Origin of the sequence: Mitsuokella sp. oral taxon 131 str. W9106 (genome assembly GCF_000469545.1) — a bacterium.
GTDB lineage: Bacteria > Bacillota > Negativicutes > Selenomonadales > Selenomonadaceae > AWVT01.
Genome location: NZ_KI273057.1, coordinates 1 through 12,739, shown reverse-complemented (window position 1 = coordinate 12,739; position 12,739 = coordinate 1). Strand labels below are relative to the sequence as shown.

At 55.6% G+C, this 12,739-nt stretch carries 9 protein-coding genes and 2 tRNA genes; 1 reads left to right on the top strand and 10 read right to left on the bottom strand.

All coding sequences use genetic code 11. The features are described from left to right. Nucleotides 1-9 precede the first annotated feature (9 nt). From HMPREF1985_RS03380 to HMPREF1985_RS03350, 7 genes are all read right to left on the bottom strand, one after another. On the bottom strand, nt 10-1,737 hold the full coding sequence (locus tag HMPREF1985_RS03380) for a phosphoethanolamine transferase (protein ID WP_231385160.1): 1,728 nt from the start codon (nt 1,735-1,737) through the stop codon (nt 10-12). A gap of 216 nt (nt 1,738-1,953) precedes the next feature. Next, complete coding sequence (locus HMPREF1985_RS03375; protein ID WP_021771059.1) at nt 1,954-2,658, bottom strand: hypothetical protein; 705 nt, start codon at nt 2,656-2,658, stop codon at nt 1,954-1,956. Nucleotides 2,659-2,790: 132 nt separating this feature from the next. Next, entirely contained in the window at nt 2,791-7,041 is a 4,251-nt protein-coding gene (locus tag HMPREF1985_RS03370) for a 2-hydroxyacyl-CoA dehydratase (RefSeq protein ID WP_040636949.1), read from the bottom strand. A gap of 110 nt (nt 7,042-7,151) precedes the next feature. Next, entirely contained in the window at nt 7,152-7,952 is an 801-nt protein-coding gene (gene truA / locus HMPREF1985_RS03365; protein WP_021771057.1) for a tRNA pseudouridine(38-40) synthase TruA, read from the bottom strand. A 10-nt stretch (nt 7,953-7,962) separates the two neighbouring features. Continuing rightward, a complete protein-coding gene (locus HMPREF1985_RS03360; protein WP_021771056.1) occupies nt 7,963-8,754 on the bottom strand; it encodes an energy-coupling factor transporter transmembrane component T family protein in 792 nt (263 codons plus the stop codon). Beyond that, complete coding sequence (locus tag HMPREF1985_RS03355; protein ID WP_040636947.1) at nt 8,754-9,638, bottom strand: energy-coupling factor transporter ATPase; 885 nt, start codon at nt 9,636-9,638, stop codon at nt 8,754-8,756. The genes HMPREF1985_RS03360 and HMPREF1985_RS03355 overlap by 1 nt, the downstream gene beginning before the upstream one ends. Beyond that, nucleotides 9,623-10,471, bottom strand: coding sequence for an energy-coupling factor transporter ATPase (locus tag HMPREF1985_RS03350; protein ID WP_021771054.1), 849 nt, complete (start codon nt 10,469-10,471; stop codon nt 9,623-9,625). Before HMPREF1985_RS03350 ends, HMPREF1985_RS03355 begins: the two co-directional genes overlap by 16 nt. Before the next feature lie 243 nt (nt 10,472-10,714). Between HMPREF1985_RS03350 and HMPREF1985_RS03345 the strand changes: the two genes are divergently transcribed. After that, nucleotides 10,715-11,947: an LL-diaminopimelate aminotransferase gene (locus HMPREF1985_RS03345; RefSeq protein ID WP_021771053.1), complete on the top strand. Its 1,233-nt coding sequence runs from the start codon at nt 10,715-10,717 to the stop codon at nt 11,945-11,947. Nucleotides 11,948-12,134: 187 nt separating this feature from the next. Here HMPREF1985_RS03345 and HMPREF1985_RS11275 read toward each other — a convergent pair whose 3' ends face one another. From HMPREF1985_RS11275 to HMPREF1985_RS03335, 3 genes are all read right to left on the bottom strand, one after another. Next, nucleotides 12,135-12,470, bottom strand: coding sequence for a hypothetical protein (locus HMPREF1985_RS11275; protein WP_155943513.1), 336 nt, complete (start codon nt 12,468-12,470; stop codon nt 12,135-12,137). Between the two features lie 78 nt (nt 12,471-12,548). Further along, nucleotides 12,549-12,624: transfer RNA gene (locus HMPREF1985_RS03340), tRNA-Trp, on the bottom strand. A gap of 3 nt (nt 12,625-12,627) precedes the next feature. Beyond that, nucleotides 12,628-12,703, bottom strand: a tRNA-His gene (locus tag HMPREF1985_RS03335). Nucleotides 12,704-12,739: the final 36 nt, after the last annotated feature.

Here is a 12,739-nt window from a genome sequence, read left to right as displayed (position 1 = left end):
GACCCCTCCCTACTTTATCCCTGTAGTCATTCCCTTAAACTCCATATCGTAATCATGCCCCTTCACGACGCGATGCCTTTTCGCATCAAAAGCAGGGTTCACGATACTTTTGGCAGGATCGTACTCCTCCGTCTGAATGCCGAGCAAATCGAGGAGCGTATGGATGAAATCATCCGTCATATAGGGACGGTCTTTCGCCGCTTCGATTGCCGCCCATTTCTCAGGATGATGCGCGCGATAGGCGGGAGATGCCCAAAAGATCAGCGGAACTTCGAGCGTCTCCTTCGTCGGATGCTCCTCAACATGCCCAGAGAATACGCCGTTGTCGTAGACGGCTTCGCCATGGTCAGGCAGGTAGACGATGAGCGCATCCTTTTCCGCGAACTTGCCGATGAGACTCGTGACAATGAAATCGTTGTAAAAGAGCGCGTTTTCGTACTGCGCGATCTCTGTTCGCTTCTCCTCGGAAAGCGTGTCCTGCGGCGGCGGCACATCAGCCGCCGTAAACTTCGTAAAGAGATACGGGAAACGCATGTAGTAGAGCCCGTGTCCGCCCATGAGATGGATGACGAAGAAATTTTTCTCTGTGCTCTGTGCAAGCGCCTCGTCGACGAGCGGAAAGAGAGCCTCATCATGCTCTCCCATATCCTCATGGGAGTCACGCAGGCGCGTAAAGCGCCGATAGTCACTGCGCTCGGCAAATAGCTGCGCGACATTCCCCCAAATTCCAGAGCTCTCCTGATTCGAGAGCCAAAATGTCTTGTAGCCCGCCACGCGCATGACGTCGATGAGATTGTTATACGTATACCATTCGCGGTCTGACTCCGCATCGGCAAACGTAAAGAGCTTTTGGAGCACGGCGACCGTCGCCGTCTCGGGACTTATCACATCGCGGCAGATGGCGATTTCCCCGCTTTTTTCCATCGCATCGAGTCCCGGCGTATTTTCAAGCGGATAACCGTAAAGATGCATGCGCGCGCGGTTCGTCGACTCTCCTAAGATAAAGATGACATAGGGCGTATCACTCGCGTTCGCCGTCAGCGTGACTTCGCGTGCTGTCTCTCCCTTGAGCTTTTCAAACGCTTCGATATTGCGCACGGCCGTATCCGCTGACCGCGCAACGCGCACGGCAGGTATGTCGAGCGAATCATTCACAATGAACGAATGAAACGTCTGCCATAGCAGGATGCCCGACAGAGCACCGAGCACAAGCACGACCATGAAAAGGCGCGTGCGCAAATGGCGCGAAAAAGGCATCCGTCGCGCAGCGGAAAAGCGGCGGTAGCAAAAGGCGATGAGGACGATGGACAGGAGACTGAAAAGAAGCCCGCGCCCGGAGGCATACATCGAAAGGAACTCCTTTGCCTCATTCGGATTCGTTTGAAGCATCGCCGTGATGATGCCTGCGCCGATAAGCGTCTCATACTGCCCAATGGCAAAGAGTTCCAATACGGCGAGCAGCGCCGAGATGCAAAACGAGCCGAAAAAGAGCGCACGGCGCACGCGCCGAATCGGCACGAAGCCGAGCAGGATCACGTAGAGCAATGTTGCGCCGAACAGGAAAACGGCGTCTGTCACGAGTACGGGCATCTGTGCTGCGCCGTATTGGTGCAGATTGAGCCACGCAATCGAGATAAAGTTCAGCACGTAAAGCGCGATGAGCCAAAACGCCGCATGTTCAACCGTCTGCGTGCAGCGTGCCCAAATCCGAAGCACCATCCTTCTGACCTGTCCCAAAATTTCCCTTGCCCCGCTTTCGTGGTAAAAATGCCCCTTCGCCCATAAATATTGTAACAGCCTGCAAAAAATATGCGCAAGCCCCACAATAACAAGGATTCCTTCATCGCATACATCGGCTCGCCCGCGTTCTTGTCATGCAGCGTCCTCCCGATTGCCCATCCGGCACATGCCCTAGGCTCAAAAACGCGTCCTGTCTGGATCGCTGCGCGCATCTTAGATATCCCAATGCAGTCTGTCAGGATTTGGCGTCGCCTTGTCGATGGCGGCCAGAATCCAGGAGGCATTGTCGTGCGCAGCGGCAAAGGCTGTTTTGATGGCGGCTTCGTTTTCGTGCGGTACATCCATTGCGTGGATCGCCATGTGCATGTAGTCCTTCGCAATGAACGTATCGCCGTGCGAGGCGGCGAGCTGTGCCTTGAAACGATATCCGTAGTAAAGATAGCTGTTGTGCAGTGCAGGAATATCCTTGTAGACTTCGATGCGCTCGTCTGCCTCCGCCTCGGCATCCGCAGTTCTTCCCATGTGGTACAGGAGGTTCCAGCGATCTGCCCACAGCTCGCCGCGCAGGATGTACTTGTAGAGGAAGTCGGTCGACTCAGCCAGTTCGATTGCAAGGTTGATATGGCGAAGTGCCTCTTCGTCCCTTTCTTGTTCACGTTCGAGCGAACTCAAGCGTTGAAGTGCATACGTTTTTTCCTCTACGTCTTCGGCGCTCTCTTCGTCGACGTCCGCTTCGACGACACTTTTGAAGAGTTCGAGTGCTTCTGCCTGCTTGTCGATGCCCTGCATGGCAAGAAAGTGGGCAAGGCGTGCGCGCGCATGCCAATTGTCCATGCCGCCGGCGAAGAGTGTCTCGGGCGGGTGGGCGGATGAGTCCATTACGAGGCGGACGAGTTCGTGAAAGGTGTCTTGTGTCATGGAAAAGCCTCCTGCAATCCTATGGTATAATAAAGGTATTATACCATAAAAAGCGGGTCACCGACTCTTTCCAGTCCGCACCCCGCTTCTATCCTGTATGGGAGCTGTTCTTTCACAGCCTTTTTTCCTGCATCACGAGCGGCTTGCGGCCTGCTCCGGATTCGGATCCTGCTTCGGACCGCGCTCTTTTGCAACGGCGAGCATGAGCTTCAGACGATTGAGCTGGTTGACCTCTGAAGAACCTGCATCGCAGTCAATTGCCGTGATGTTCGCTCCTTCGTAGCTTGTGCGGAGATCGTGCATGACGCCTTTGCCCGTGATGTGGTTCGGCAGGCAGCCGAAAGGCTGCAGGCAGACGACATTCGGTACGCCGCTCTCAAGGAGCTTGACCATCTCGCCCGTGAGGAACCACCCCTCGCCCGCCATGTTGCCGAGACTGACGTGGCGGGCAGCGAGACTCGCCGTATGCTCGATGGTATGCGGCGGCATGAAGTGCTTGCTCGCTTTGAGTGCCTTGCGCATCGGATGGCGGAAAAACTCAAGGATCTTGATGAACATTTTGCCGAAGAGCTGATCCTTGTACTTGCCTGCGAGCAGCTTGTGCTTCGCGATCGAGTCATAGGCAGAGTAGAGGAAGAAGTCGACGAAATCCGGCATGACGACTTCCGCACCCTCCTGCATCAAGACCCTTTCGATGTGGTTGTTCGCCACTGGATGATACTTGACGAGAATTTCGCCGACGATGCCGACTTTCGGCTTCCAAAGGTGCTCGTCAATGGGCAGATTGTCGAAGTCACGGACGATTTCCTTGACCTGACGGCGGAACTTCAGGAAGCTGCCCTGTGCGATCTCTTTCTTGCAGCGTGCCATCCACTTCTTGTAGAGTGCCTCCGTCTGGCCTTTCGTAATCTCGTACGGCATCATGCGATTGCGGACGTTCATGAGGAGATCCCCGTATATCGCTGCCTTGATTGCGTCAACGAGCATCGGGCGGTCAAGCGTGAAGGAATCCGTCTCCTCCGGCAATCCGCGGCAGGCGAACACGGGCACTTGCGGGAAGCCCGCATAGCGCAGTGCCTGACGAAGCACGCTCATGTAGTTCGTCGCACGGCACGCGCCGCACGTCTGAAAGAGCATGATGCTCGTGTGGTCGGGGTCGTACTTGCCCGACTTCAGCGCGGCAATGAGCTGACCGATGACGACGATCGCCGGATAGCACATATCGTTGTTGACGTAGCGCAGGCCGAGGTCGATTGCTTTCTTGCCGGGCATCGGCGGGATGACCATGTCGTAGCCGTACTTCGTCAGCGCCGCGTGCAGAAGCTCGAAGTGGATCGGTGCCATCTGCGGCGCGAGAACCGTATGCGTCTTCTTGCAGTCTTCGGTGAAGTGAGGACGCTCGATGGGCCTTACCTCTTGATACGGCATCGGCGTCCTGCGCGCGAGTGCCGCCATCAGCGAGCGCAGGCGGATACGCGCCGCACCGAGATTTGAGACTTCGTCGAGCTTGATCATCGTATAGATGCGATTGTGCGCCTCGAGGATGTCTTTGACCTGCCCCGTCGTCAGCGCGTCTAAGCCACAGCCGAACGAGCTGAACTGTATGAGCGTGATGTTCGGGTGTTCAGCGACGAACTGTGCCGCATGGTAAAGGCGTGCATGATAGCTCCACTGGTTGACGACTTCAAGCTTGCTGCTTTTCACCGGGATATGATAGACAGCGTCTTCCGAGAGAATCGGAAGGCTGTACGACTGAATCATCTCCGGCACGCCATGGTTGATTTCGGGGTCGATATGATACGGGCGCCCGACGAGCATGATCGCCTGCTCGCCCGTCCTGGCAATGCGTTCCAAAATTTTCGCGCCGTAGTCGCGCACGTCTTGGCGATACCTCTCGATTTCCTTGTAGCTTGCCTCGACGGCTGCCTTGATCTCCTGCTTCGTGAGATCCTCCCGTGCTCCGATTTCCTCGTAGAGGCGCGTGACGAGACGCTTCTCGTCGTGAATCGGAAGGAACGGCTGCATGAAGTCGATGTTCTTCTCACGCAGGATATCCATATTGCCACGGATATTCTCCGCATAGGACGCGACAATCGGACAGTTGAAATGATTCGCCGAAGGATGTTCCTCATCCTGCATGTTGTACGGCTCGCACGGATAGAAGATCTTCTTGACGCCTCTTTCGACGAGATCCATGATATGCCCATGCACGAGCTTTGCTGGATAGCAGAGCGAATCCGACGGAACGGTCGCCATGCCCTTGTAGTACATCTTCGCGCTCGACTTGCCCGAAAGCACGACTTCATAGCCAAGGAACGTGAAGAACGTGAACCAAAATGGATAGTCTTCATACATATTGAGCGTGCGCGGTATGCCGATACGCCCGCGCGTCGGATGCTCAAGCGGACGGTAGTAGCGGAAGAGGCGATCATACTTGTACGCGTAGAGATTTGGCACATCCGCCTCGTGCTTCACGCCGCCGACGCCGCGCTCGCAGCGGTTGCCCGTGAAGTACTTGCCGCCGTCGGGGAACTTCTGCATCGTGATGAGGCACTTGTTGCCGCAGTGGCCGCAGCGATACGACGTCGTCTGCGTCTTAAACGTATCGAGCGCCTCGGCGGAAAGCAGCGCGGAGTGCTCCGTCCCCGCCTCGAGCGCGAGAATCGCCGCGCCGTAAGCTCCCATGAGTCCCGCGATATCGGGACGGATGACATCGCGGTCTAAGAGTTTTTCCATGCAGCGGAGCACGGCGTCATTGTAAAACGTGCCGCCCTGCACGACGATATGGTCACCGAGCTCGCGCACATCCTTAAGCTGCATGACCTTGAAAAGCGCATTCTTGATGACGGAGAACGCGATGCCTGCCGAGATGTCGGCTACCTCCGCTCCCTCCTTCTGCGCCTGCTTGACCTTCGAGTTCATGAAGACCGTGCAGCGCGTTCCGAGGTCGACGGGCGCTTTTGACTCGATCGCTTTTGCGGCGAACTCTGCCGGCGTCATCGAAAGGCCTTCGGCGAAGTTTTGGATGAACGAGCCACAGCCTGCCGAGCACGCTTCATTGAGCGTGATATTGCCAATTGTGCCTTCCTTGACAAAAAAACACTTCATGTCCTGCCCGCCAATATCGAGGACGAACGAGACATCGGGACAGAATTCCTGCGCCGCACGCAGATGGGCAAACGTCTCGACTTCGCCCCCATCGGCATGAAGCGCCGCCTTGACGATCGCCTCGCCATAGCCCGTCGTCATCGTGCCCGCGATATGCGCCTTAGGCGGCATTTCCGAGTAAAGCGACTTCATCTCCGATACGACTGTTGCGAGCGGCGAGCCCTGATTGCTGCCGTACGAGGTATAAAGGATCTCCTTGTCCTTGCCGATCGCCGCGATTTTTGTCGTCGTCGACCCTGCGTCAATGCCGATGTAGACCGGACCTTCATAGCGTTTAAGTTCACCGCGCTTTACCTTGTCGCGGTCGTGTCGCGCTTTGAACACCTCGTAGTCCGCCTCATCCGCAAAGAGCGTGAAGTCCGCCTTGCGCGTCTCGCTTGCCGCAGCTGTTTTGGCGCGTTCGATGCACGACTCGAGCTCCGTCGTATTGATGATTTTCGACTCGTCCGAAAGTGCTGCGCCCATCGCAACGAAGTAGTTCCCATAATCGACATCGACGACGTGCGCCTCGTCAAGCTTCAGCGTTTCGATAAAGCGCTGCTTGAGTGCCGGCAGGAAATGCAGCGGGCCGCCGAGGAGTGCGACGTGTCCACCGATCGGACGTCCCTGTGCGAGATTTCCGATGGTCTGGTTGACGACGGCCTGAAAGATGGAGAGCGCAATGTCCGCCTTCTCCGCGCCGTCGTTCATGAGCGCCTGCACGTCCGTCTTGGCGAAGACACCGCAGCGCGACGCGATCGAGTAAATCTGCTTGCCCTTTTCTGCGAGCGCATTCAGCCCCAACGCATCCGTCGAGAGCAAGGATGCCATATGATCGATGAACGATCCCGTTCCGCCCGCACAGACGCCGTTCATGCGCTGCTCAGGTGCTGCACCGAAGTACGTGATCTTCGCGTCCTCGCCGCCGAGCTCGACGACGGTGTCCGTCTGCGGGATGAGCTCCTTGACCGCAGTCGCGCAGGCAATGACCTCCTGCACGAAGGGAAGTCCGATGCGCTGGGCAATGCCCATGCCCGCCGACCCCGTCAGCGCGAACGAAAATTTCTTTTCGCCTACGATGCGCTTCAGTCGCGTCAGATTCTCTTGAAGGGCATTGCCGATTTCGGAGAAATGGCGCGCGTAGTTCTTACAAATAATCTGCTTCTCATGGTCGAGCACGACGAGCTTGATTGTCGTCGACCCTACGTCAATCCCTACATTGAGTGCTGCATCCATTATCATACACCACCTAGTGTTACCGTAATATAAGAAAGAAACCAAGCCACATAAAAGCTTCTGTATCATTCTAACGCAAACAGGCAGGCGGCGCAAGTAACAATTCTTACTTACACTGCCTGCCAAATTTCTCGATCATACCAAACCCTCTCCAGGCACAGCCCACAGGCAGGAGCCGTCGCGCTCGCACGGCTTCTCGACTTCGCTGCAAGGATCGTGGCAAAGTCCTCAGGCGTAATATTTCCAAGCCCGACATGCAAGAGCGTGCCCACGATGTTGCGCACCATGTGGTAAAGGAATCCGTCGCCGTGGATGCGGCATTCGATGATGGCGTCCACCTTCTTTTCGATCCGCGCTTCAAACATCGTGCGGACGGGGCTCATCGACGCACCGCCGCTCGCGCGGAACGACGAAAAGTCGTGCCTGCCGAGAATCACGCCGAGCGCCGCCTGCATCGCCTCGATATCGAGCGTACGACGCTCGTAATACGCATAGCGCGCCGTGAGCGGGTTCGGCGTTTCCCCCTGCTGAATGCGATAGATATACGACTTGCTTCGCGCGCTGTGACGCGCCGAAAAGTCACGCCCGACCTCCGCCGCACGGCGAACGGCAATATCCGATGGCAGGAGGCTGTTGACGGCGCGCGCAATACGCTCCGTCGGGATCCTGCCATCCGTAAAAAAGTTTACGACCTGCCCGAGGGCGTGCACACCTGTGTCCGTACGCCCCGCGGCGGCAAGCTCAATCGTATCGCCGAAGACGCGGCCGAGCATTTCCTCCAAGACGTTCTGCACGGCATAAATCGGCGGTCTCTGCCGCTGAAAGCCACAATACGCCGTGCCGTCGTAAGCAATTTCGAGCGCGATGTTGCGCGCACGCGCCCTCATTTCTTCCTTGTGTTCGCGCTTCATGGAAACATCCTTATCGAAGTGAGAAAAAGAGACCGTAGAGTGCCGCCGCAACGCCCCACGATACGTAGTCGAGCGTAGCGAAATGCAGTGCCTTCATCTGAGTCCGTCCTTCACCGCCATGGTAGCAGCGCGCCTCCATCGCCATTGCGAGATCATCGGCACGGCGAAACGCGGAGAGAAAGAGCGGGACGAGAATCGGAATGAGCGCGCGCAACCGCTTCAAAATGCTGCCTTCGGTAAAGTCCGCGCCGCGCGACTGCTGCGCCTTCATGATACGATCGGTCTCCTGTATGAGCGTCGGCACGAATCGCAGCGCGATCGTCATCATCATCGCGAGCTCGTGCGCAGGCACACCGACGCACCGAAACGGCGCAAGCAGCCGTTCAAGCGCATCCGTGAGCGCAAGCGGGCTCGTCGTGAACGTGAGCAGCGATGATAGGAAGATCAAAAGAACGAGGCGCAGGGAAATGAAAAAGCCCTGCTCGATCCCCTCGCGCGTCACCGTAAACGCCCAAATCTTGGCGAGTGCCTCGCCCGGCGTAGAGAGCAAGTGGATCAGGAACGTGAAGAAAATGATCCACATGATGGGGCGCAGGGAGCGAACCATCATGCGCATCGGCACACCAGACGCAAGCATGAGCGCGAGCGTCAATGCCGATAGGATGGCATAGGCAGGCGCACTGCTGAACGCGAATACAGCAAAGAGGAAGAAGAGCAGGAGGACGATTTTCGTCCGCGGGTCGAGGCGGTGCAGAACTGACCTTCCGGGATAATACTGTCCGATTGTGATATCCGATAGCATCAGCTTTTCTCCCCTCTCATTTTTTTGAGTGCTGCGCATATTGCCTGTTCCGCTTCCTCAGCCGTCAGAACATCTGTCCGTTCCAAAGGAAGTCCTGCTTCGCGCAGGTGCCTTAGGAGCGTCATGACATGCGGCTGCCGAAGCCCCGCTTCGCGCAGGACATCCGTCTGTCCAAACACAGCCTGAGGTGTGCCGTCCGCGACAAGCATTCCCTTATTGAAGACAAGAAGATGTCTCGCAAGCCGTGCGATGTCGTCCATATTGTGCGAGACGAAAATGACCGTCGTCTTTTTCCTGCGATGAAGTGCTGTGACCATCGAAAGAATTTCCTTCCGACCGCGTGGGTCAAGCCCCGCCGTCGGCTCGTCGAGAACAAGGTACTTGGGACGCAGGGCGAGGATGCCCGCGATCGCGACGCGACGCATCTGCCCGCCCGACAGGACAAACGGTGAACGCGCATGGAATCGTTCGTAATCCAAATGGACGAGTTCCATCGACTCGCGCACACGCGAAGCGACGTCCTCTCCCGAAAGCTCAAGATTTTTGGGGCCAAAGGCGATATCCGCCTCGACCGTCTCCTCGAAAAGCTGCTGCTCGGGGTACTGGAATACCATGCCGACCTTCATGCGCGCAGCTCTTGCCGCCTTCTTCTCACTCTTTTTCTGCGGCAGCAGATCGACGCCGTCAACGACAACATGTCCTTCCGTCGGATGCAAAAGACCGTTTAAGTGCTGAAGGAGCGTCGATTTGCCCGAGCCCGTATGACCGGCAATCGCCGTAAACGTGCCTTCCTCAATCGTTGCCGTGACCTCTTTCAGCGCCTGTCGCTCAAACGGCGTCTTTGGCATGTACGTGTAAGATATGTGTTTTATTTCGATGGACAAGGCTCTTCCCCCGTCAAAGCACAAATCAAATCATCATCGGTCAGGATATCGCGCGGGAGCTTGACGCCGTCCTTCAAAAGCCCTGCCGCAAGGCAAGCTGCGAGTGGCGTCTCCAGCCCCCATTTCTGCATGGCGGCATGATCCGTCAGCACCTCGCGCGGCGTTCCGATGGCAGCGATACGACCGTCCGCCATGATGATGACGCGCTGCGCCTCGCTCGCCTCCTCCATGAAGTGCGTGATGAGCACGACGGTCATACCTTCCGCATGAAGCCTTTTCAACACCATCATGACTTCCTCACGCCCCTTTGGGTCGAGCATCGCCGTCGGCTCGTCGAGCACAAGGCACTTCGGCTGCATCGCCAGTGCGCCCGCTATCGCAACGCGCTGCTTCTGTCCGCCGGAAAGAAGATGCGGCGCAAACGAGCGAAAATGCTCCATGCCAACGGCAGCGAGTGCACACCTTACGTTCTCGCGTATGCGCTCTGGCGCCATGCCGATATTCTCCGGACCAAATGCGACATCGTCCTCGACAATGGCAGCGATGAGCTGGTTGTCTGGGTTCTGAAAGACCATGCCGACTTCACGCCGGATCTCCCAAACACTTCCCGCCTCGCTCGTATCGAACCCCGCAACGCGGCAGTTTCCCGCAGTCGGCAGCAATATCGCATTGATGTGCTTTGCAAGCGTCGATTTGCCCGAACCATTTGCGCCGAGCACAGCGACGAACTCCCCCTTCTCAATCGCAAGCGAGACATCCGAAAGCGCCATTCGCTCGGTCTCGTCTCCCGCATGGTAGGCATGAGATAAATGTTCCATTTCGATAAAAGACATTCTTTCTCCTCTGCTCCTTCCAAACGGCTCAAAGCCACTCGAGCATGCTCCCAAACGCATCTATGCAATATGCACCATCCTTCGGCATGCCTTTTGGGCCCAATGCACAAGTATCATTCTATCGAAATGCGTATGATTTTTCAACCACGAAAATATACTTGTCCGCCTTATAGGAAATCGTATAGCAATATGCTATAATATGCTAAAATGTTATATTGATAATGGTTGTAGGAGGATCATCGTATGGCAACAATCAACGAAAATTATATGAAGCTGCAGGGAAGCTATCTGTTCGCCGAGATCGCACGCCGCGTCGCGGCATACAAGGAAGCCAATCCCAGTGCCGACATCATTCGCCTCGGCATCGGCGATGTAACACAGCCCCTTCCTGCCGTCTGTATCGAAGCCATGCACAAGGCCGTCGACGAGATGGGCAAGGCAGAGACATTTCGCGGCTATGGTCCGGAGCAAGGCTATTCCTTCCTGACAGAAGCCATCATCAAGAACAATTACACGGATCGCGGCATTTCAATCGCCTCTGATGAAATTTTCGTCAGTGATGGCTCAAAGAGCGACTCAGGCAACATTCAGGAAATCTTCGGCACGGACAACCGCGTCGCGATCACCGACCCCGTCTACCCCGTCTACCTCGATACAAACGTTATGGCAGGCCGTACGGGCGACATCAAGGAAGACGGTCACTTCGAAGGCATTACCTACCTGCCCTGCACGGCAGAAAACAGCTTTGCACCGGATCTTCCAAAAGAAAAGGTCGATATCATCTACCTCTGCTGTCCGAACAATCCGACCGGCACAACGCTTTCACGTGAAGAGCTTACGAAATGGGTAAACTACGCAAAAAAGAACGATTCCGTCATTCTCTTTGACGCAGCATATGCAGCGTATATCACGGAGAAAAACATCCCCCGCTCCATCTACGAGATCCATGGGGCAAAGGACGTCGCAATCGAATTCCGTTCATTCTCAAAGACAGCGGGATTTACGGGTACGCGCTGCGGCTACACAATCGTTCCAAAGAGCGTCATGGGACGTACGAAAGATGGGAGCCGCGTCGAATTCAACAAGCTTTGGAATCGTCGTCATACGACAAAATTTAACGGCACGGCTTATGTCGTGCAGCGTGCAGCAGCAGCCATCTATACCGAAGAGGGCAAAAGGCAGGTCAAAGAGTTGATCGCATATTACATGGAAAATGCGCGCATCATTCGCGAAGGGCTACAGAACGTCAACATAAAGGCCTACGGCGGAATCAATGCGCCGTACATTTGGCTCAAGACGCCGCACGGCATGAGTTCGTGGGACTTCTTCGATAAACTTTTGCATGAGGCCAACATCGTCGGTACGCCGGGCGCAGGCTTCGGACCATGCGGTGAAGGGTATTTCCGCCTTACCTCTTTTGGCAGCCGCGAAAATACCGAACGCGCCGTTGCACGTTTTGCGAAACTGAAGTTCTGATATCCACGTCTATGATAGGAAAATCTCCTCTCTTAAAAAATGCAGCGTTTCCCAAAAGATAGACATAAAAGCGCAGGAAAGCGATTTCCTGCGCTTTTTGCGATACACCTTAATATTTTTTGATTTTTTCGATGATATTTCGCGTCCTTTGGGACAGGAAAAAAGCGATCGAGGACTTTGCTATTGTTCATCGGAGCCATTGCAATACGAGATAAATTGCAACGCCGACGCCAAGCAGCACGATAACAGCTGGAAGGACAACGACGAACAGGAATGCGACAATCGCCACCGCACCAATATAAAAAGCGAGCTTCATCCAAACGTTATAGCGAACGGAAAGGAGCGGCCCAAAACTCAAATGGAAGCCGCTTCTACCACATGTATATCGATGGAATTGATGCCCTTGCGTGTGTCTTCGAGCATCTGACGAATTCGTATGCGCATCGATCGTGACACCGCCATAACTGTTTCGTTCTTCTGCCGACATTTCGCGAACAGTCGAGCCATTCTCTTGATCAGCCATGCCTATCCCCCTCCATATAATATCATAATCAGATACAAAAAACCTCCTTTTCCGAAGAAAAAGAGGCTCATCTTCCGATGGCAGGGGCAGTAAGACTTGAACTCACAACCTACGGTTTTGGAGACCGTTGCTCTACCAGTTGAGCTATACCCCTACATGGGGCGACTTATGGGGATCGAACCCATGCATGCTGGAGCCACAATCCAGTGTGTTAACCGCTTCACCAAAGCCGCCATGAAAAGCCTCGCTTATGCGAGGCTTGAATCAGC